Origin of the sequence: Chitinophaga chungangae (assembly GCF_017742215.1) — a bacterium.
Lineage (GTDB): Bacteria > Bacteroidota > Bacteroidia > Chitinophagales > Chitinophagaceae > Chitinophaga > Chitinophaga chungangae.
The window spans coordinates 674,346-695,038 of the sequence record NZ_JAGHKP010000002.1 but is presented as its reverse complement, the minus strand read 5'-3'; the positions used below and the strand labels follow the sequence as shown (position 1 = coordinate 695,038).

The 20,693-nt window shown below is 53.8% G+C and carries 16 protein-coding genes; 12 read left to right on the top strand and 4 right to left on the bottom strand.

What is annotated here, in order from left to right:
• Positions 1 to 7: 7 nt before the first annotated feature.
• The 5 genes from J7I43_RS10920 (at position 8) to J7I43_RS10900 (ending at position 6,219) form a co-directional block, all read left to right on the top strand.
• Entirely contained in the window at positions 8 to 1,069 is a 1,062-nt protein-coding gene (locus tag J7I43_RS10920) for an anti-sigma factor family protein (RefSeq protein WP_209145709.1), read from the top strand.
• A 26-nt stretch (positions 1,070 to 1,095) separates the two neighbouring features.
• Positions 1,096 to 2,028 carry an outer membrane beta-barrel protein gene (locus tag J7I43_RS10915; RefSeq protein WP_209145708.1) on the top strand — a complete coding sequence of 311 codons (933 nt, stop codon included), beginning with the start codon at positions 1,096 to 1,098 and terminating at the stop codon, positions 2,026 to 2,028.
• Positions 2,029 to 2,159: 131 nt separating this feature from the next.
• Positions 2,160 to 2,492, top strand: a complete 333-nt coding sequence (locus J7I43_RS10910; protein WP_209145707.1) for a hypothetical protein — start codon at positions 2,160 to 2,162, stop codon at positions 2,490 to 2,492.
• A gap of 120 nt (positions 2,493 to 2,612) precedes the next feature.
• Positions 2,613 to 5,549: a M16 family metallopeptidase gene (locus J7I43_RS10905; RefSeq protein ID WP_209145706.1), complete on the top strand. Its 2,937-nt coding sequence runs from the start codon at positions 2,613 to 2,615 to the stop codon at positions 5,547 to 5,549.
• A 115-nt stretch (positions 5,550 to 5,664) separates the two neighbouring features.
• On the top strand, positions 5,665 to 6,219 hold the full coding sequence (locus tag J7I43_RS10900; RefSeq protein WP_209145705.1) for a L,D-transpeptidase family protein: 555 nt from the start codon (positions 5,665 to 5,667) through the stop codon (positions 6,217 to 6,219).
• Positions 6,220 to 6,455: 236 nt separating this feature from the next.
• Here the strand turns inward: J7I43_RS10900 and acs are convergent, their stop codons facing one another.
• The 4 genes from acs to J7I43_RS10880 all read right to left on the bottom strand — a co-directional run bounded on the left by acs (position 6,456) and on the right by J7I43_RS10880 (position 10,522).
• Positions 6,456 to 8,369 carry an acetate--CoA ligase gene (gene acs, locus J7I43_RS10895; RefSeq protein WP_209145704.1) on the bottom strand — a complete coding sequence of 638 codons (1,914 nt, stop codon included), beginning with the start codon at positions 8,367 to 8,369 and terminating at the stop codon, positions 6,456 to 6,458.
• A 170-nt stretch (positions 8,370 to 8,539) separates the two neighbouring features.
• The gene (locus J7I43_RS10890; RefSeq protein WP_209145703.1) at positions 8,540 to 9,685 is read right to left on the bottom strand and encodes a tetratricopeptide repeat protein; all 1,146 of its coding nucleotides are present in this window, start codon (positions 9,683 to 9,685) and stop codon (positions 8,540 to 8,542) included.
• A gap of 234 nt (positions 9,686 to 9,919) precedes the next feature.
• Positions 9,920 to 10,195: a hypothetical protein gene (locus tag J7I43_RS10885; RefSeq protein ID WP_209145702.1), complete on the bottom strand. Its 276-nt coding sequence runs from the start codon at positions 10,193 to 10,195 to the stop codon at positions 9,920 to 9,922.
• A gap of 84 nt (positions 10,196 to 10,279) precedes the next feature.
• Positions 10,280 to 10,522: a hypothetical protein gene (locus tag J7I43_RS10880; protein ID WP_209145701.1), complete on the bottom strand. Its 243-nt coding sequence runs from the start codon at positions 10,520 to 10,522 to the stop codon at positions 10,280 to 10,282.
• Positions 10,523 to 10,646: 124 nt separating this feature from the next.
• Between J7I43_RS10880 and J7I43_RS24930 the strand changes: the two genes are divergently transcribed.
• From J7I43_RS24930 to J7I43_RS10845, 7 genes are all read left to right on the top strand, one after another.
• A complete protein-coding gene (locus J7I43_RS24930; RefSeq protein WP_209145700.1) occupies positions 10,647 to 11,216 on the top strand; it encodes a helix-turn-helix domain-containing protein in 570 nt (189 codons plus the stop codon).
• Positions 11,217 to 11,469: 253 nt separating this feature from the next.
• Positions 11,470 to 11,901 carry a hypothetical protein gene (locus tag J7I43_RS10870; RefSeq protein ID WP_209145699.1) on the top strand — a complete coding sequence of 144 codons (432 nt, stop codon included), beginning with the start codon at positions 11,470 to 11,472 and terminating at the stop codon, positions 11,899 to 11,901.
• Between the two features lie 173 nt (positions 11,902 to 12,074).
• Positions 12,075 to 14,891 (top strand): carbamoyl-phosphate synthase large subunit, encoded by a 2,817-nt coding sequence (gene carB, locus J7I43_RS10865; RefSeq protein ID WP_209145698.1) that lies wholly within the window; start codon positions 12,075 to 12,077, stop codon positions 14,889 to 14,891.
• Between the two features lie 93 nt (positions 14,892 to 14,984).
• Positions 14,985 to 17,033, top strand: a complete 2,049-nt coding sequence (locus J7I43_RS10860) for a ComEC/Rec2 family competence protein (protein ID WP_209145697.1) — start codon at positions 14,985 to 14,987, stop codon at positions 17,031 to 17,033.
• A 12-nt stretch (positions 17,034 to 17,045) separates the two neighbouring features.
• Positions 17,046 to 18,563, top strand: a complete 1,518-nt coding sequence (purH, locus tag J7I43_RS10855; RefSeq protein ID WP_209145696.1) for a bifunctional phosphoribosylaminoimidazolecarboxamide formyltransferase/IMP cyclohydrolase — start codon at positions 17,046 to 17,048, stop codon at positions 18,561 to 18,563.
• Positions 18,564 to 18,663: 100 nt separating this feature from the next.
• Entirely contained in the window at positions 18,664 to 19,206 is a 543-nt protein-coding gene (locus tag J7I43_RS10850; protein ID WP_209145695.1) for an RNA polymerase sigma factor, read from the top strand.
• Positions 19,206 to 20,687 (top strand): carboxypeptidase-like regulatory domain-containing protein, encoded by a 1,482-nt coding sequence (locus J7I43_RS10845; RefSeq protein WP_209145694.1) that lies wholly within the window; start codon positions 19,206 to 19,208, stop codon positions 20,685 to 20,687. The genes J7I43_RS10850 and J7I43_RS10845 overlap by 1 nt, the downstream gene beginning before the upstream one ends.
• Positions 20,688 to 20,693 lie beyond the last annotated feature (6 nt).

The window sequence follows — 20,693 nt, the reverse complement described above, 5'->3', positions numbered from 1 at the left end:
GTCTTTTATGTCAGTTGACATTCACATATCAAACTACGAGGAATATCTCTACAGCTATGTAGACGGGGAACTTACGCCTGATGAGATCATGGCGCTGGAGCTTTTCCTTGACCAGCACCCCAACCTCCGTACCGAACTGGACCTGCTGATGGCCACCCGCCTCCATCCGGACGAGTTCGTTTTTTCCGCCAAAGCCGCCCTGTACAAAAGCAGCGGGCAGGAAGAAAAAAATTACGAAGAACAGCTGCTCAGTTATATGGATGGCGAGCTGGACCAGCAGGCCGCCCGTGAACTGGAACTTTTTATGGACGCGCACCCGCCGCTCCGCCAGGAACTGGAGATCTGGGAAAAGACCCGACTGGTCCCCGATCTGTCCGTGCGATTCGAGAACAAACCGGCGCTTTACCGCCACACTTCGCGCACCGTGCGCATGCGCCCCGCTTACTGGTGGGCCGCGGCCGCCATGCTGGCCGGCGCTTTATTCCTGCTGAGAAACACCTTTACGCAGAACGATACCGCCAACCCGACGGTAGCCGCCACCAGCGAGCCCGCCGCCCGTCCCGCGCAGCAGGCGCCCGCCCCGCAGCAGGTTCCCGCAGCCGATGCCCTACAGCAACCCGACGCGGCCGTACTCGCGCAGGAAAGCAACACAGGCAACACAGCCGTGGAAGAGCAGGCAACGCCGTCTCCCGCGCCCCGCGCGCTGGCCCGGGCTACGCAGAATAACGCCAGCCAGGCCGAAACCGCCGTTAACGAGCCGGAACAGGCCATTGCTGAGGCAGACCTTTCCAGCCTTCGTACCCGGACCGCCGCAGTAGCCGCCCGCCCGCCCGTCAGCGCCGATCTTTCCGGCGACATTCCGGCGGTGAAGGAAAACGGAACGCTGGTAGCCATGAACAACAAACCGTCCATCGACATACAAACCGCCCCGCTCGCCACCCCGCCGCCCCCCCCGCCGCCCGGGGAACTGATCATGTCGGTGACCGGCAACGGGCTGGAAAGCAAAGTATTGGATAAGGTCACCAACGTGGCGAAACTGTTTTCAAGGAAACGGAATAATAATAAATAACGGACCGTTTAAACGGCAGAAGAAATATGAAGCATAGAATTTTACTCACCCTCCTTACCATCTTCCTGTCTGCGGGTGCATTTGCCCAACAGGCGGCCATAGATACCATACAGATCAAGGGATTGATCATCATCAAGGGGAAAACGGCCGAGGGGAAGAGTGTTTTCAAAGCCTACCAGGATACCGGCTATGCCCGCCAGAAGCTGAAAAAGAACCTCCATACCAAATGGCTGGTGTTCGATCTCGGGTTCAACAATTACCGCGACAAGAGCGATTACCCCGGCGCAATGGTGATGTCGCTGCACCCCGGCAATGGCGCGGCGTATTATCTCGGGCAAACTTATCCCCAGGGTTACGCCAATAAAAATTTCGATTATTCCGGTATCGCACTCAACCAGTTCGCCCCCAGGATGGCCAGCGAACCGCTGACCCCCGCGGAATTCAAGCTGATCCCCGCCAAGTCCATCAACTTCAACGTATGGGTCATCATGCAGCGGCTGAATATCGTGAAACACAAGCTGAACCTGATCTACGCGCTCGGCCTGGAAATGAACAACTACCGCTTCGCCCGCAACATCACCTACGTTCCCGGTTATTCCACCATGGTGATCCGCGATTCGGTGGACTTTTCAAAGAACAAACTATACGCGCAATACGTGTCTATCCCGCTGATGCTGAACTTCAACTCCAACCCCGCAAGGCCTGGCAGGAGTTTTGAAGTAAGTTTAGGCGTCCAGGGTGGATACCTGCTTAAATCCCGCACTAAACAGGTGAGCGAAGAGAGAGGAAAAGTGCGGCTGACAGACGATTTCAGCCTGAACAAGTGGCGGTTCGGGCTTACCGGCGAAGTGGCTTACGGGCCGATCAAGCTCTATAGCAATTTTGCATTGACCCCGTTACACGATTACGGGCTGGAACAATACCCTTTTTCAGTCGGTTTTCGGTTTAACGGATTCTAATTCTTACCTTTACGGTCCGTATTAAAGCAAAAAGTAAAGGAAACCCGGACAAAAGAATATGAATAGGTTGGGTAACAATCCTATGGTTTAAGTTATCCTATTAAAACTGTACACAACCAAACTTGAGAAGTATGCGATCCATCTTGTCGTTTGTTGCTGTGGTGAGTGGTATTGTGTTTATGCACGCAAGCAAATTAAAGCTGCCGGAAGGTCAGGTTGCCGGAAATGAGGCAGCCGCCGAAATGAATATCCCCGGAAGTACATCCAGGTTGCCCGTCCCCGGGGCCGCCGAATCGCTGGTATACATGCCAGACAGTCTTTTCCAGGCCTACCAGGGCGATCATAACTTTTTAGTTACCAATCATTATCACGTGCTGTACATCAAAACGGATTCGGTACAGCAGGCAAATCTCCGTCCCCTGGTGCCCCATCGCGTGTTCGCTACCAGCCTCATGTACCGGTAACCGGTTGCAGGCGCCTTTTTTAACCGCTCATCCCGATACCCGCAAACAAATTCACGGTTTCATCGCCGAATGTGCCCGCGCATTTTTATATTTGGTTTGAAAATCTTCAAACCGACTATTATGAGATCTATCCAGCTGTTCCTCGTTATCCTGCTGGCCGCTTCGCTGCAAGGCATGGCCCAGGGCAAACACGAATGGAAAGAAGCCTCCTCCGGGGGATATTCCTACCGCTACATCTCCGGCGACCCCATGCAGGCGCGCTTCTATACCCTTAAAAACGGCCTTACCGTGATGCTCAGCGTCAATAAAAAAGACCCGCGCATCCAAACTCTTATCGGCGTAAGGGCCGGCAGCAACAACGATCCGAAAGACCATACCGGCCTCGCGCATTACCTCGAGCACCTGCTCTTCAAAGGCACCACGCATTTCGGCTCATTGGACTGGTCGAAAGAAAAACCTTACCTGGACCAGATCACCGCGCTGTACGACAAATACAACCACACCACCGGTACAGACGCGCGCAAAGCCGTATACCGCCAGATAGACAGCGTGTCCGGCCTCGCGGCGAAATACGCCATCGCCAACGAATACGATAAAATGATGACTAACATGGGCGCCCAGGGCACCAATGCGCATACCTGGGTGGAAGAAACCGTATACGAAGAAGATATTCCCTCCACGGCCGTGGACAAGTTCCTGGCCGTGCAGTCCGAGCGTTTCAAAGATCCCGTGTTCCGCATCTTCCATACCGAGCTGGAAGCCGTATACGAAGAAAAGAACCGCGGGCTGGACAACGATGGCCGCAAGATGTACGAAACCATGCTCGCCACGCTGTTCCCCACGCACAACTACGGCCAGCAATCCACCATCGGCACTGTGGAACATCTGAAGAACCCCTCGCTGATCGCCATCCGCAAGTTTTACAACGAATATTATACGCCCAACAACATGGCCATCGTTATGGCCGGCGATTTCGACCCGGATTATGTGATCAAACGCATCGACGAATCGTTTGCATGGATGCAGAAAAAACCGGTGCCCGAATACAAAGCCCCGGTGGAAAAACCCATCACCGCGCCCATCGTGAAAGAAGTGTTCGGCCCCGACGCGGAGAACGTGAACCTGGCCTACCGCATGCCCGGCGCCCTGGACACGAAAAACGCGGTGGTGCTCACCGTGCTGTCGCAGATCCTGCACAACGGCAAAGCCGGCCTGATGGACCTCAACCTTAACAAACAACAAAAAGTACTGGGCGCAAACGTGAGCACGCTGCCCTGGAAAGATTATACCGTGTTCGCGCTGAGCGGCCGCGCCAAACAGGGCCAGTCGCTGGACGAAGTGAAAGACCTGCTGCTCGCGCAGGTAGACATCCTCCGCAAAGGCGATTTCGACGAAAACCTCATCACCGCCATCGTCAACAACTTCAAACTGTACGAGATCCAGGGCCTGGAAAACAACGGCAACCGCGCCAACAGCCTGATGGACGCTTTCATCAAACACCGCGGCCAGAACTGGCTGTACGACGTGCGTTACATCGACGATATGGGCAAAGTGACGAAAAAACAGATCGTCGATTTCGCGAACAAATATCTCAATAACAATTACGTACTGCTCTACAAACGCAAAGGCGAAGACAAAAGCATCGTGAAAGTGGAAAAACCGCCCATCACGCCCGTGGAAGTGAACCGCGACGCACAGTCCGACTTCCTGAAAAAAGTGGCCGAAATGCCGGAAACAGCCGTGAAACCGCAGTGGCTGGATTATGCCAAAGACATTCAGAAAGGCAAGGCGGGAAATGCAGACCTGCTGTACGTGCAGAATAAAGACAACGGCCTCTTCCGCCTGTATTACCGTTTCAACATGGGCAGCTGGAACAACAAAAAACTGCCACTCGCGGCGCAATACCTGCAATACCTCGGCACGGACAAATATTCTTCCGAAGAGATCAGCAAACAATTCTATAACATCGCCTGCAACTTCAGCGTGCAGCCTGGCAGCGAAGAAACGACCATCGCCATTACCGGCCTGCAGGAGAATTTCGACAAAGCCGTTGAACTGTTCGACCACCTGCTGAACAACTGCAAGGCAGACGAACAGGTGCTGGCCGGGATGAAAAACAGGCTGGCGAAAGCCCGTGCAGACAGCAAGCTGAACAAACAGCAGATCATGAGCGGCCTGCGCTCCTACGCCACGTACGGCGCAAAAAACCCGTTCAACAACCAATTGAGCAACGATGAGCTGAACAGCCTCACCGCGGAAGAACTGGTGGCCATTCTGCATGATCTGCCCGCTTACCGCCACACCGTGATCTATTACGGCCCGGACGAACTGGGCGCGGCTTCTGAAAAGATCGCGAAGCTGCACCGCCTGCCGGCTTCATTTAAAGAAGACATGCCGAAGCAGCATTTCGAAAAAACCGTAATGCAGTCCAACAAAGTGCTGTTTGCCGATTACGATATGGTGCAGGCGGAAGTGAACTGGGTGCGCAACGGCGAAGTGTACGATCCGCACCAGACCGCGGTGGTAGACCTTTTCAACAACTATTTCGGCGGCGGCATGGGCTCCATCGTATTCCAGACCATCCGCGAATCCAAAGCGCTCGCCTATTCTACTTACGCGGTGTACGCCGAGCCGAATAAAAAAACAGACCGTTACGCCATGCTCGCCTACGTGGGCAGCCAGGCAGATAAGATCAACGAAGCGATCGCCGGCATGAACGAATTGCTGACGGTGATCCCCGAATCTGAAAAGAACCTCGAGACCGCGCGCAGCAGCCTCAAGAAAAATCTCGAAACCGAAAGGATCACGCAGGACGCGATCGTGTTCAGCTATCTCAACGCGCAAAAACTCGGGCTGGATATGGACATCCGCAAAAGCGTGTACGAATCGGTAGACAAGCTGAACTTCGACGACGTGAAAAAACTACATCAGCTGAATATCGCCGGAAAACCTTATTCCTATTGCATCCTGGCTTCCGAGAAAAAAGTCAGCCTCGACGATCTGAAGAAATACGGCGATGTGCAGAAAGTATCGCTTGAAGAATTGTTCGGGTATTAATAATTCCCGGCATAAAAAATACAGCCATGAGACGCGCTTCCGGCGCGTCTCATTTTTTTAACACAATATTCACAACTCAACCGCCGTTTAGAAGTCGATAAACCACCTATGTCTCATGTGGCGCTATTGCTTGATGATTGTCGTATTACCGCTTTTTGCGTTTGAGCACAATATTTCAGACCTGTATTCCGTTAGGCTCAACCCGTCGAGGATCGATGCGGATAAGGTTTTCCTGCTCGTCGATAAAAGCGATTACCGGATGTACGTTTATGAAGACGTAACGCTGATCAAGATCTACAAGGTCGTGTTCGGCAGCAACTCTACCGCGGATAAATATGTGCAGGGCGACAAACGCACGCCGGACGGCACTTTCCGGATTTCCGCCAAACGATACGACAACCGGTGGAGCCGGTTCATGCTGCTGGATTATCCCAACGCGGAATCGTATTCGAAATTCCAGCAACGCCAGGCGAACGGGCAGATCTCGCGCGGGGCGGACATTGGCGGCGGCATCGGCCTGCATGGCGTGGAATATGCGTCGGGCATCCGCGATTATTACGTCGACCGGCGGATCAACTGGACGCTGGGATGCGTAAGCCTGAAGAACGGGGACATCAATGAAATTTATGATGTCGTGAAAGTAGGAACGCCGGTGGTGATACGGCCGTGAATATCTTTCCGGGTGCAACGATCCGTTGTTCCCGTTTTTTCGTAAATACTATTAAACCACCATTCACCAGGTAATACCCCCCAAAAGAAATAATTTTCATCGCGGATATGGACGAATAAGAAAACGGCTCTTCTGCCAACAGGAGGGCCGTTATTTTTTTCGTTTTTTCCGGGAGCATGAAAATAAAAAGCGTTCCGGAACCAGGCCCCGGAACGCTTTGCAATATGTTTGAATGTTTACAATTTGCCTTGCTTGATCTCTTCCACCACAGCGGGGTCGAGCAGCGTGCTGGTATCGCCGAGATTGTCCAGTTCGCCTTCCGCGATCTTCCGCAGGATGCGGCGCATGATCTTGCCGGAACGGGTTTTAGGAAGACCGCTCACGAACTGGATCTTGTCCGGTTTCGCGATGGGGCCGATGATGCGGGACACTGTTTGCATAATGTCTTTGCGCGTCAGATCGGGGTCTTTCACCTGTTTGTCCGCGATCACGAACGCATAGATGCCCTGGCCTTTGATCTCGTGCGGATAACCCACCACGGCGCTTTCCACCACACCGGCGTGCATGTTGATCGCGTTTTCCACTTCGGCGGTGCCGATGCGGTGGCCGCTCACGTTCAGCACATCGTCTACACGGCCGGTAATGCGGTAATAGCCGTCTTCGTCGCGGAGACAGCCGTCTCCCGTGAAGTAGAGATTTTCGTAAGTGGAGAAATACGTGGTGCGGCAACGTTCATGATCGCCGTAAGTGGTGCGTATCATACCGGGCCAGGGGAATTTGATGCAGAGGTTGCCGTTCACGCCGTTGCCTTCTATCTCTTTCCCGTTTTCGTCTACGAGGATAGGCTGTATGCCGGGCAGCGGCAATGTGGCATAGCCGGGCTTTTCAGGCGTAATGCCCGCGATGGGCGCGATCATGATGCCGCCTGTTTCGGTTTGCCACCAGGTGTCGGTAATGGGACATTTGCCTTTGCCGATCTGGTCTTTATACCAATGCCATGCTTCTTCGTTGATCGGTTCGCCCACGGTGCCGAGCGTGGTGAGCGAGCTGAGATCTTTATGGTTCACCGGCCCGAGCCCGAAGCCCATGAGGCTGCGAATGGCCGTGGGAGCGGTGTAGAGCACATTCACCCTGAATTTGTCCACGATATCCCAGAAACGCCCCGCGTCAGGATAAGTGGGCACGCCTTCGAACATCAGCGTGGTGGCGCCCGCGCTCAGCGGGCCGTACACGATGTAACTATGACCGGTGATCCAGCCGATATCCGCGGTGCAGAAATAAACCTGCCCGGGTTTGTACTGGAAAGAATTGATGAAAGTATAATTGGCGTACACCATGTAACCCGCGCAGGTATGCACCACGCCTTTGGGTTTGCCGGTGGAGCCGGAAGTGTAGAGGATGAACAGCATGTCTTCCGCTTCCATTTCTTCCGCGGGCACGGGCGGGTTGCCCATGGTTTCCACGGCTTTGATCTCGTCTTCCCACCACACGTCGCGGCCTTTGAGCATGCTCACGGGCGTGCGGGTGCGGGTGCACACGATCACTTTTTTCACGGAAGGGCAGGCCATCAAAGCATCGTCTATCACGGATTTGAGGGGAATATCCTTCGCGCCGCGGAAAGCGCCGTCGCAGGTGATCACGAGTGAAGCCTGCGCGTCCTGGATGCGGTCTGCGATGGATTGCGCGCTGAAACCGCCGAACACCACGGAGTGGATGGCGCCGATGCGGGCGCAGGCCAGCACGGCAATTGCCAGTTCGGGGATCATGCCCATGTAAATGCAAACCCTGTCGCCTTTTTTAACGCCGTTGTTTTTAAGCACATTGGCGAACTGGCAAACCTTGTTATATAGTTCGCGGTAAGTAAGAATGCGGTGCCTTTCTTCCGGATCGTTCGGCTCCCAGATGATCGCCGGCTGGTTGCCGAGCGTGCCCAGGTGCCTGTCCAGGCAGTTTTCGGTAATGTTGAGCCTTGCGCCGGAGAACCATTTCACGTCCGGTTTTTTAAAATCCCATTCCAGCACTTTGTCCCATTTGCGGCGCCAGTAAAAGTGATCGGCCACATCGGCCCAGAATCCTTCCGGGTCGGTTACGCTGTGCTGCCAGGCCTGCTGGTAATCTTCGAAGCTCTTGAGTTGGTATGGGTACGACATGATTCCCAAAAAGATTTATTTGTTATCGGTTTTTTTAACGGGGCTTAAATTTAATGATTTATGATTGAACAATATCAAATAATGTAGGAATAACATTGAATTACTTCAAATTGAAATATAAAACCCGGCCGCAGTAGCCGGGTTTTGAAAGGGAATAAGTGTATCGAAGTTTAAAGGCTCTTCACTCTTTCCTTCGCATACGCCGCTATATTTTTTTCGTCTTTGGTTTCGGGTTTTGAATTTTTGAGGAACAGCTGGTAATATCTTTTTGCTCTCGTCGGGTCCTGCACGTACTGGTCGTAGATGCGCGCGATGCCGTACTGGCGCATGGGCTCTTTGAAAAGGAAATACGCCGTGTCGTAGTGCGCAATGGCCTGCCGGTATTGTTTCATCTGTTCGTAATTATTGGCGAGAGCGGTGTAATAGCCGTCCAGCGCTTTGCTTTTGGCGGAAGCGATGCAGGCCTGGAGCAGCTCGTTGCTTTTTTCGAACTGTTTCAGCTCGCCGTAAGACAGTGCTGCGTAATATTTCAGCGTTTCCGGCGCTTCCTGTACCAGTTCCATCATTTTATCGTACACGCGGATGGTGCTGTCGTAATGTTTGAGCGAATAATGTGAAACGGCGAGATAGAGATATGCAACCGGTTGTACGGCATTTGCGGTCACCAGCGGTTCGCCGTAAGCAACGGCGTCCTGGAATTTTTTCTGGATATAGCAGGATTTAACGAGCGTGGCGATCACTTGGGTGTTGGTGGAATCGAAGAGACGGTATTGTTTGAGCACGGTGTCTGCACTGGGGAAATCTTTGCGGTCGATATATTCTTCCGCGAGGAAAAGCACCACGGCGGGATCTTTCTGGTTGAGACGGTAGGAGGTTTTCATGAGGGCGAACGCAGTGTCCTGCAAACCGGTGATGTTAAAGGCGGCGCTGGCGAGTTGCCGGTAATAGATGGCTTTATCCGGGCGCAGCTCCACGAGTTTGGAATAATGCACCACGGCCTGCGTGTATTGTTGTTTGGCCCGGGCGATGTTGCCCAGCTGCTGGCGCGCGGCGATATGGTTGGAATCTTTTTCGAGCACGAGCTGGTAGGTTTTTTCCGCATCGGCGGTTTGCCCGTTCTGGAGATATGCGTTGGCGAGAATGGCGAGGCCGTTTACGTGGGAAGGTTTCACGGTTTCTTCCATATAACGGATCACAAGATCGTATTGCTGTTCCTGGAGGTAGTCCATCAGCAGGCTTTTATCGAGCTGGTCCTGCGCTTTGACGATGGCAGCGCTGTATAATAACAGGCATAATACGGAGATTCTGCGGAGCATATGGCTTCAGTTTTCATAAAACTAAGCATTTAGTTTTTATTAACGAAAGTTTTAGTTGATAAGTTTTAAAAAGAGGGGCATCTGCCGGGATGGAAAACCGGAGATGCCCCGGGATGTTCACAATGGGGAGAGGGATAAACATTGCGATGGAATGGTGCGCGCGGCGTTCGTTGACCTGCTGAACCGGTATGGCGGGCGGTTCGGGTGGCGCCGCGGGAAAATTAAAAGTCGCGATCAGTGCCGGGTGGTGAGCGGCGGGGTTTTTACCCGGCCGATGGAAACGACCGTGATATTGTTGTCGATCGGCGCATCGAGCCGGAAATGCTGGTACGAGAGGGAATTGGCGCCTTCGGCTTTTTTCAGGGCCAGGTTCTCGGTGTACAGATCGTCTTCCAGGTGCCGGCCATGCACAACGATCGATACATGTTGGATGGAATTGCCCGCTGCTGCGTGCACATGCCTCAGAAATCCATAGATCTGGCTGCGCAGGTTGGTTTCAGTTTGTTGCATAAGTGGCTGGTTTTGGTGTCAAAAATGGGGCTTGTCATTAAAAAATCATTCATACCGCGGGAAAATGTTTACGCTGTTGTGCAGCTATCTCGGGCGGTATTTGTTGCTCCGGTCGCGGATACGTTTGAGCAGGCCGTCCCCAACGGCCAGGATCTTGTCTCTTTCCGCATTGCTGAAAGGGTAGGTGCCCTTCGCTTTCCTGTAAAATGTGGCCTCGCTCCAGCCACATTCCTTACAAACGCTGTCACGAAAGGATTTTGGCAGTTGGATCATCTCAGCATGCAGGTCCAGTAAAAGGTTGTTGGATGAAAGTTGGTTAGTTTCCATTAGCAGTTAAATTTGTCATTTTGATTCAGTTTTTCTCAAAATGTCAATAAAAATGTTATATTGATACTATGGGCGTCACACTATTTATTGACACTTGTTACAAGTATAACAAAATTTATTTACAGTGGAGATAATTCCAAAAAATATTATTCACGAAGGCGCGCGGCTCAAACAGATCGTGAGGGATAAACATATCAAGATCCTTGATTTCGCAAAACAGGCCGGTTTCTCCAACCAGATCGCCCATTATTATTTCCGCAAGGAAGCGATCAAAAGGGGTACCCTGCTTGAGTTCTGCACCCTGCTGGGCATCAGCCTCGATGAATTTTATGCATGGACGCATCCCCGCCGTACCGCCGCCCAGCCCGCATCGGACCTGCACCAGGGCCATCGCCTCGACGAGCTTATCCAGCAAAAAGGCCTCAACAAGACCCGCCTCGCCGGCCGCATGAGCCTTAGCCGCCGCGCGTTGTACAACCTCATCGAAAAACCGCGTTTTACGCCGGAACAATTAAAGAAAGTATGCCATGTGCTCGAGATCAGCGCTAAGGAATTTCTCGGCAGCAGCCAGGTGGAGGATGATCCCGAACAGCCGGAGGTGGAAAGCTGGAAAGACAAATACTACAAACTGCTGGAAGAATACAATAAAGCCCTGGTGGAAATCTCCAGGCTGAGGGGCCAGCCGCCGCTCTAACAAGCCCGCAAAAGAAAAAGATGCCGCCGCCGGGGGCAACAGCATCTTCCAAGGGTCTCACAGGTCAGGATTTTCTGATGTTAACAAACCAGGACGAACGTTCGCAAAAATACCCGCCTTCTCCTTTACAATCAGCGCGATTCGGGAAAAAAATTTGCATATCCCGGAAAAATCCCCGCCATGGCGTTTCATTATTTCCTCACAATTACATATATTAGCATTTCTATATTTATAACAAGCTATCCCTGGAACTATGAAAAGCACCCTTTTATCCCTGGCCATGTGCCTGTGCCTGCTGGTCGTAAAGGCCCAGCCCGCTTCCGCGCCCGAAGTGAAAGAGTTTGAGGTCTTCTGGAAAAAACTCTACACCGCCATCGTTAAAAAAGACTACAACGCCGTTTCCCAATACATCGAATTCCCGCTTGTCGTGAAAAAGAACCTGGCGGACAATACCGTGCAAACCATCGGCCGCCAGGAATTTCCCCGTTTTTTCTCCGGTTACCTCGATATGCCCGCCAAAGACGAGTTCGTGAACAAATACGGCCTGCTCCGCGCCCGGAAGGCCCTCAGCGAAGACGATAAGACCATGGTGGACGAAGATTCCGCCACCATCGAAGACTTCGAATTCCAGAAAGTGGACGGCGAATGGAAGCTCGTATACGTATATGCGACGACGAATGAATAAAGCATTTGCAATTATTTGAATATAAAATAAACACACACCGATAATTTCTTTCCGGCATCCCCAAATTTCTCCGGGGAATAAATAATTATTCCCGTAGCTTTGCACGATTTTTTAGTTCGCATGTGGGCTGAAAGATCGCATGGTTTTTCATTATCAAAAAGCTAATAAAAAAGATGCCCAAAGACACATCTATCAAATCAGTTCTCATTATCGGTTCCGGTCCCATTATTATCGGTCAGGCTTGTGAATTTGACTATTCCGGCTCCCAGGCGGCGCGTTCGCTCCGGGAAGAAGGGATCAAGGTAATATTGATCAACAGCAATCCCGCTACGATCATGACGGACCCTATGATGGCTGACAAGGTATATCTGTTGCCTCTCACCGTGGAAAGCATCGAGCAGATCCTGGAAGAGCACCAGATCGATGCGGTATTGCCCACCATGGGCGGCCAGACGGCCCTCAACCTTTGCAAGGAGGTAGACGAGCTGGGCATCTGGGAAAAAAATAATGTAAGGCTGATCGGGGTAGATATCAAAGCGATCGACAAAGCGGAAGACCGCGAGCAGTTCCGCCAGTGGATGATCGAGCTCGGCATTCCCGTGGCGCCCGCCCGCACCGCCAATTCCCTGCTCGAAGGCAAGGAGTTCGCCCAGGAGATCGGTTTCCCCCTCGTGATCCGCCCTTCCTTCACTCTCGGCGGCACCGGCGGCGGTTTCGTACATGGCAAGGACGATCTCGACGAAGCGCTGGACCGCGGCCTCAAAGCCTCTCCCGTACACGAAGTGCTCGTGGAAAAGGCCGTGCTCGGCTGGAAAGAATACGAGCTGGAGCTGCTCCGCGACATGAACGATAACGTGGTGATCATCTGTACCGTGGAAAACCTCGACCCGATGGGCATCCACACCGGCGATTCCATCACCGTGGCGCCGGCCATGACCCTCAGCGACACCGCGTTCCAGGACATGCGCAACAAGGCCATCATGATGATGCGCCAGCTCGGCAACTTCGCCGGCGGCTGTAACGTACAGTTCGCCATGAACCCGGAAAACGAAGAGCTGATCGCCATCGAGATCAACCCCCGCGTAAGCCGCTCTTCCGCGCTCGCGTCCAAAGCCACCGGTTACCCCATCGCCAAGATCGCTTCCAAACTCGCCATCGGCTATACGCTCGACGAGCTGGAAAACCAGATCACCCGCACCACTTCCGCATACTTTGAGCCGGCGCTGGATTACGTGATCGTAAAAATGCCGCGCTGGAACTTCGATAAATTCAAAGGCGCAGACGATACCCTCGGCCTGCAGATGAAATCGGTTGGCGAAGTAATGGCCATCGGCCGCACTTTCCCCGAAGCCATCCAGAAAGCCTGCCAGAGCCTCGAGAACGAAGCCGTGGGCCTCGGTTATTACGGCAAATCGCTCATGAAAAGCGAACAATTGATCGAGAAGCTGAAACGTCCCACCTGGGACCGCATCTTCCGCATCAAAGACGCGCTCATGGAAGGCATGTCCGTAAAATCCATCCACCAGGCCACACAGATCGACCGCTGGTTCCTGCACCAGATCAACGACATCGTGACGCTGGAAAAACAGCTGATGGAGCACGATCTCGATTCGGTGCCCGCCGCCATGCTGAAGGAAGCCAAGGAAATGGGCTTCTCCGACAAACAGCTGGCCCTCATCTTTACCAATTGCGAAGAAGAAGAAGTATACGAAAAACGGAAAGCCCTCGGCATCACCCGTACCTATAAAATGGTAGACACCTGCTCCGCCGAGTTCGAGGCCAAAACGCCGTACTTCTATTCAGCGTTCGACACACAGAACGAAAGCATCCCTTCCGATAAAAAGAAAGTGATCGTGCTCGGTTCCGGCCCCAACAGGATCGGCCAGGGCATCGAGTTCGACTACTGCTGCACCCACGGCCTGCAGGCCATCCAGGAATGCGGTTACGAGGCCATCATGGTGAACTGTAACCCCGAAACGGTGTCTACAGACTTCGACATGGCGGACAAACTTTATTTCGAGCCCGTGTTCTGGGAGCATCTCTGGGAGATCATCGAGCTGGAAAAACCGGAAGGCGTGATCGTGCAGCTGGGCGGGCAAACCGCGCTGAAACTCGCCAAAAGGCTCACCGAAAAAGGCATCCGCATCATCGGCACGTCCTTCGATAACATGGACATCGCCGAAGACCGCGGCCGTTTCTCCGACCTGCTGAAAGAGCTCGGCATTCCTTACCCGAAATACGGCACCGCTTTTAATACAGACGATGCGATAGAAGTGGCGAAAGAAGTGGGTTATCCCGTACTGGTGCGCCCCTCCTACGTGCTGGGCGGCCAGCGCATGCGTATCGTGATCAACGAGGAAGAGCTGGAAGCATCCGTGCTGAGCCTGCTCAAACATCTCCCCGGCAACAAGATATTGATCGACCACTTCCTGGACCGTTGCCAGGAAGCCGAAATCGACGCTATTTTCGACGGCGAGAACTTCCACGTGATGGGCGTGATGGAGCATATCGAGCCGGCGGGCATCCACAGCGGCGACAGCAATGCCGTGCTGCCTGCGTTCAACCTGAGCCAGCTGATCGTGACCACGATGGAATATTATGCGGAGAAGATCGCCCGCGCGCTCGACATCCGCGGCCTCATCAACATCCAGTTCGCCATCAAAGACGGCCAGGTGTTCGTGATCGAAGCAAACCCGCGCGCTTCGCGCACTACGCCCTTCATCGCGAAAGCGTACCAGGTGCCTTACCTGAACATCGCCACCAAAGTGATGCTCGGCGCGAACAAACTCACCGATTTCAAGATCGAGAAAAAACTGAAAGGTTTTGCGATCAAGGAACCCGTGTTCTCCTTCAACAAATTCCCCGGCGTAAATAAGGAACTGGGCCCCGAAATGAAGTCTACCGGCGAAGCCATCCGCTTCATCAAAGACCTCCGCGACCCTTACTTCCGCACGCTTTACAAAGAAAGAAGCATGCACCTGAGCAAATAAGCCGGGTCAAAAAAAATATGAAAACAGGCTGTTCCTTTTCGCGGGGCAGCCTGTTTTTTTGTTACATTCGGGAAGTACCATTGTTTGTAACCGATGTTTGTTAACCGCTGGGGCTCCGCGCCCTTCCTGCGTTTGCTGCTGCCTTTCGTGGCGGGCGTTACCGCCGGGATGTTTTTCCCGGTCATTCCCTGGCCATGTATGGCCGTTTGTATGTTGTTTTTAGTGCTCCCTTCATTTTTTAACCTGCCGCAACGATTCGCGTGGCGTAACATCCGCGGTGCGGCGCTGCTGATGCTGGTTGGCTGCATGGGCATGGCGCTCACCACCCTGTCCGACGCGCGGCGCGATACACGCTGGCTGGGGCATTCATTAAAAGACAGCATGTATTGCATCGCGGTTTTGAAAGAGCCGCCGGTGAAAAAACGGCAGTCGTGGAAAGCGGAAGCCGAGGTCGTAATGGTGCGGGCTGAAAAATGGAAAGAAGTGAAAGGGAAACTGTTGGTGTATTTCCGCGAAAAACCCGCGCTGGATTATGGCAGCAGGCTGCTGTTCTCCGGCGCGCCGCAGCGCATCACGAGCTCCGGCAATCCAGGCGCTTTCGATTATGCGCGGTATTGCGCGTACAGGAACATCTATCACCAGGTTTTCCTTGGCGCCGCATCCTGGCAAAAGCTCCCGGGCGACGGCGGCCATCGGCTGGGCCGCTGGCTGAACATTTCGCGGCAATACGCGCTGGATGCGCTCCGGAAATATCTTCCATCGAAAGAGGCGTACGGCGTGGCGCAGGCCCTCCTGGTCGGTTACCGCGACGAGCTGGACCCCGATGTGGTGCAGGCTTATACGAACACCGGCGTGGTGCACATCATCGCCATTTCTGGGTTGCACCTGGGGCTGATCTACGTGAGCCTGCTGCAATTGCTGAAATGGCTGCCGCGCAAACGATGGGTGGAGATCGCAAAAGCGTTGCTGCTGATCGCGGTGCTCTGGGGATTTTCTTTACTGACGGGCGCTTCGGCCTCCGTGCTTCGGTCTGCCGTTATGTTTACCACTATCGCCATCGGGCAGTTCGTGATCGCAAGGCATTCCGATATTTTCAACACGCTGGCCGCGGCGGCTTTCCTGTTGTTGTGTTACCATCCTTTTTTCCTGGTGGATGCGGGTTTCCAGCTGTCGTTCCTCGCCGTGGCGGGCATCGTGTTGTGTTACCAGCCCTTGTATGACCTGTGGATGATCCCTTACAAATGGCCGGACAAACTCTGGCAGATGGTGGCCGTATCGCTGGCCGCGCAGGCGTTTACCTGGCCCGTATGCCTGTTTTATTTCCACCAGTTCCCGAATTATTTCCTGCTGGCGAACATCGTGGCCGTGCCGCTTTCCACGTTGCTGTTGTATGGCGAGATTGTATTGATGATGTTGGCGGAATGGCCGCCTGCGGCGGGTTTTGTGGGAAAGGCGCTCGAATGGGGGATCGTGGCCATGAACACGGTCATTCAATGGATAGACCGCATACCGGGAGCCGTGGCGAGCGGCATACCGATGAACATGACGCAAATGTTTTTATTGTATGTTTTTACCATCGCCCTTATCGCGGCCTGGCTGCTGAAGCGGAAAGCCGCGCTGTGGTGCGCTGCGGGCCTGATGGCCATATTCGTGCTATATGGCGCGGTGCAGCGGATATATTGGCAGCGGCAGCGTATGCTGGTGGTGTACAATCTTCCGAAACTCACGGTGGTGGAGTATATTGAAGGAAGGGAATGTTGCCGTGCGGGAGACAGCGCGGGCCTGAAACACCCGCAGCTGGCGGCGGCGCAACTGGAGCTGGGCGTGCGCCGCGTTTCGCAATATTCGTATATACGGAATGGTTATATCGTTGCCACGGGCGGCAAACGGTTGCTGGTGCTGAGCGGCGGCCTTCGTTACGCAAACGCGCCGGCAAAAAAGATCAAAATAGATTATATATTGTTATCACATAATCCAAAGGTCGATATCAGCCGTTTGCAGGAATTTTTTATATACGACATGCTCATTTTTGACGCTTCCAATTCAGCTTTCCAGCTCAGAAAATGGAAAAATGCCTGCAACGAGCTACCTTTGCGCTGCTTTTCGGTTCCTGAGCAGGGAGCCTTCGTTGTAAATCTCTAATTATTACTGTGCATGCAAAAGCAAATCAAGTCAGCTTTGATCTCCGTGTTTTATAAGGACAACCTGGAGAATATCGTTAAAACATTGGGCCGGCAAGGCGTAACCATCTACTCTACCGGCGGAACGCAGAAGTTCATCGAAGAGCAGGGTGTGAAATGCGTGGCCGTGGAAGACCTCACCGCTTATCCCTCCATCCTGGGCGGCCGTGTTAAAACCCTCCACCCCAAAGTATTTGGCGGTATCCTCGCCCGCAGGGAAAATCCGCAGGACCTGGAGCAGCTCGCCCAGTACGAGATCCCCGAGATAGACCTCGTGATCGTAGACCTGTACCCTTTTGAAGAGACGGTTAAAAGCACCACCGAAGAGCAGTCCATCATCGAAAAGATCGACATCGGCGGCGTTTCCCTCATCCGTGCCGCCGGTAAAAATTATAAAGACGTGGTGATCGTTGCTTCCAAAAACCAGTATGCGGACCTCGAGAAAGCGCTGGAAGAAGGCAATGGCGCCACTACGCTGGACCAGCGCCGTCACTTCGCGGCAAAAGCTTTCGAAGTATGCGCGCATTACGACACCGCCATCGCTTCCTGGTGGCTGCGCAACGACGAAGAGAAAGAATATTTCCAGCTGTCCGTTCCCCAGGGCCAGGTTTGCCGCTACGGCGAAAACCCGCACCAGAAGGGCGTTTTCTACGGAAATCTGAACGACCTGTTCGACAAGCTGCATGGCAAGGAGCTTTCTTACAACAACCTGGTAGACGTAGACGCGGCCGTTCAGCTGATCGCCGAGTTCCAGGAAACGACCTTTGCCGTGATCAAACACACCAACGTATGCGGCATCGCCAGCAGGCCCACGCTGGCCGAAGCCTGGGAAGCCGCGCTGGCAGGCGATAAGGAAAGCGCTTTCGGCGGCGTGCTGGTATGCAACAAGCCGGTAGACGCGGCTTCCGCACAGTCCATCAGCGAAATTTTCTTTGAAATACTGATCGCGCCCGGCTTTGAGCCCGCGGCCCTCGAAATACTCCAGGCCAAGAAGAACCGCATCCTGCTGCTGCAGAAACAGCCGCTGAAAACGGAGAAAATGTTCAAGAACGTGCTGAACGGCGTGCTGGTCCAGGATAACGACGAAGGCAGCTACAGCGCCTGGAACGACACCGGCGCACAGCCCGCCACCGCCGCGCAGAAATCCGACCTCGAGTTCGCCAACATCGTGTGCAAACACCTGAAGTCCAATGCGATCGCGCTGGTGAAAGACCGCCAGCTCGTAGGCAAAGGCTGCGGCCAGACCTCCCGCATCGACGCGCTGCGCCATGCCATCGAAAAGGCCAAACAGTTCAGCTTTGAGCTGAAAGGCGCCGTAATGGCCTCCGACGCGTTTTTCCCCTTCGACGATTGCGTGCGCATCGCACATGCCGAAGGCATCAACGCCGTGATCCAGCCCGGCGGTTCCATCCGCGACAACGATTCCATCACGTTCGCCAAAGAAAACGGCATGGTGATGGTGATCACGGGCATGAGGCACTTCCGTCACTGATCGCTGTGATTTGCTTTCAAACTTCTCAGGCTGCATCCGAACGGATGCAGCCTTTTTTTTGTAGTATTGCCAACGCACCATGCCCTTTTTGCAGCAACATATGATGAAGGAAGCCGATGACGCCACGCTTGTCCGGGAATACAAACAAACCGGCCGGCTGGAATACCTGGCGGCGTTGTATGAGCGGTATATGGACCTCGTGTATGGCGTGTGCCTCAAATACCTGGACGAAGAAAGCAGCAAAGACGCGGTGATGCAGATCTTCGAGGAGCTGGTGGAAAAAGTGAAAAATCACGAGATCCAGCACTTCAGGGGCTGGCTGCACGTGCTGAGCCGAAATCATTGCCTGATGAAGATCCGGGCGCAGAAAGGCAGGATTGTTTCGATAGACGACCAGGGATTTATGGAATCCGGGGAAAATAATCATCCTGAAAACGGGTTTAACCTGGAAACCAATCTCCAGGCCATGGAAAAGTGCCTGGAAACCTTGCCGGAAGAGCAGAAACGCAGCGTAAACCTGTTTTACCTGCAGGAAAAAAGCTACCGCGAGGTGTCTGAGATCACGGGGTATGAAATGACGAAAGTGAAAAGTTATATACAGAACGGCAAGCGGAACCTGAAAATTTGTATGGAGAAAAATTAATGGCTGATAATCAGAAACATATCAAACCAACTGCGGACCTGATCCGCCGGTATCTCGCCGGCGAGCTGGACGACCGGACGATGCACGCGCTTGAAAAACAGGCGCTGGACGACCCGTTGCTGGCGGACGCGCTGGAAGGGTATGCCATGCATCCGCCAGACCAGTCCGCCGCCGTGGCGGATCTCCGTTCCCGTTTCGAAGAAAGGCTGCAGGGCGGCGAAAAAGCCGTAACGGCAGTTCCCACCGCCGCCCCGGAAACGGGCAAGGTTCGCCGCCTGGATTACCGCTGGGCGGCAGCGGCCGTTGTGCTGGTGATTTTAACGGTTGGCGGGCTGATAATGCTGAACCGGGAACCTAATCCGCAGGTTGCGCAGGAACTGCAGCCGAAAACAACAGACACGGCTGCATCCGTGGAACCAGGTTTGCCCGATAATTCCGAAACAACGGACACCGATTTTTCTTTTAAAAAGGATTCCGCCGTTGCCCCCGCCCTGGCCGCCCCGCAGGCCGCTCCTGCCGCCGAAGAAAAAGCTGCTAAAAAACTTGCGGAAAGTGAAAAGATCAGCCTGGACAAGGAGCACAGCGAAAAAGTGAATGCTGCCTACAGCCGCGAACTGCTCAAAGCCAAAACGGCTGTGGCTCCGCCGCCTCCGCCGCTCGCCGCGGCCCGCAAGCCCGAAACCTTCGGTTATGCGCCCGGCGCCAAAACGGTGGCGCCGCTGAACGGCGACATCGATACGATCCTGATCGGCAGGAAACGCACAGACACCAGTTTTATGGCCTACAACGCCGATATCGCGCGGCGTAAAGCCCTCGCGCAGGGCAACAAGGTAGAAGGCGTTGTAACGGGTGCGGAATCCAAATACCCGCGTTATTCCGAAGAGAACGACATCCGCATCCTGAGCGGCCGTGTGATAGACGCCGAAAGCGGCGAACGCCTTACCGGCGTGCAGATCCGTGTGCAAGGCTCCAGGCGGGCCGCCGTAACCGATACCGCGGGATATTTTGCGGTAGGCATAGAACCGAATAGAAAGGTCAACCTCGACTTCTCCCATATCGGCTACGAGCCCGCCAACGTAGTGGTAGCGGGCAACGACAGTAACGTAAACGTGCGGCTGGCCGGCAGAAATAGCGCGCTCAGCGAAGTAGTGGTGGTTCGCCAGGGCAACGTCCGTAAAAAAGTGCTGACGGCCGCCATGCCTTATTACGGCGACACCGCATACCGCAGGTACCTCGAAGGCATCAGCACCGTTCCCGTAAAAGGATTAAAAGAAAAACAGTCCGGGGAAGTGGAAATATCTTTCACCGTGATGCCGAACGGCTCGCTGAAAAACTTCAAAGCGCATCATCCATTCCATCAAGAAGCCGGCAAAGCCGCCATCAAAAATGTGGAAGACGGCCCTGAATGGCTTCCCGCTTCCAACGGTAAAAAATCGACGGTACGCCTGAAAGTGCCGATAGAGCTGGTTCCCGCCCAATAAAAAAGG

Coding starts and splice junctions, on each gene's coding strand:
- acs (WP_209145704.1), bottom strand. CDS start 8,369: ATGTCGTACCCATACCAACTCAAGAGCTTCGAAGATTACCAGCAGGCC.
- J7I43_RS10900 (WP_209145705.1), top strand. CDS start 5,665: ATGTGGCGCTATTGCTTGATGATTGTCGTATTACCGCTTTTTGCGTTT.
- J7I43_RS10880 (WP_209145701.1), bottom strand. CDS start 10,522: ATGGAAACTAACCAACTTTCATCCAACAACCTTTTACTGGACCTGCAT.
- J7I43_RS10870 (WP_209145699.1), top strand. CDS start 11,470: ATGAAAAGCACCCTTTTATCCCTGGCCATGTGCCTGTGCCTGCTGGTC.
- carB (WP_209145698.1), top strand. CDS start 12,075: ATGCCCAAAGACACATCTATCAAATCAGTTCTCATTATCGGTTCCGGT.
- J7I43_RS10860 (WP_209145697.1), top strand. CDS start 14,985: ATGTTTGTTAACCGCTGGGGCTCCGCGCCCTTCCTGCGTTTGCTGCTG.
- J7I43_RS10905 (WP_209145706.1), top strand. CDS start 2,613: ATGAGATCTATCCAGCTGTTCCTCGTTATCCTGCTGGCCGCTTCGCTG.
- J7I43_RS10890 (WP_209145703.1), bottom strand. CDS start 9,685: ATGCTCCGCAGAATCTCCGTATTATGCCTGTTATTATACAGCGCTGCC.
- purH (WP_209145696.1), top strand. CDS start 17,046: ATGCAAAAGCAAATCAAGTCAGCTTTGATCTCCGTGTTTTATAAGGAC.
- J7I43_RS10885 (WP_209145702.1), bottom strand. CDS start 10,195: ATGCAACAAACTGAAACCAACCTGCGCAGCCAGATCTATGGATTTCTG.
- J7I43_RS10915 (WP_209145708.1), top strand. CDS start 1,096: ATGAAGCATAGAATTTTACTCACCCTCCTTACCATCTTCCTGTCTGCG.
- J7I43_RS10850 (WP_209145695.1), top strand. CDS start 18,664: ATGATGAAGGAAGCCGATGACGCCACGCTTGTCCGGGAATACAAACAA.
- J7I43_RS10845 (WP_209145694.1), top strand. CDS start 19,206: ATGGCTGATAATCAGAAACATATCAAACCAACTGCGGACCTGATCCGC.
- J7I43_RS10910 (WP_209145707.1), top strand. CDS start 2,160: ATGCGATCCATCTTGTCGTTTGTTGCTGTGGTGAGTGGTATTGTGTTT.
- J7I43_RS10920 (WP_209145709.1), top strand. CDS start 8: ATGTCAGTTGACATTCACATATCAAACTACGAGGAATATCTCTACAGC.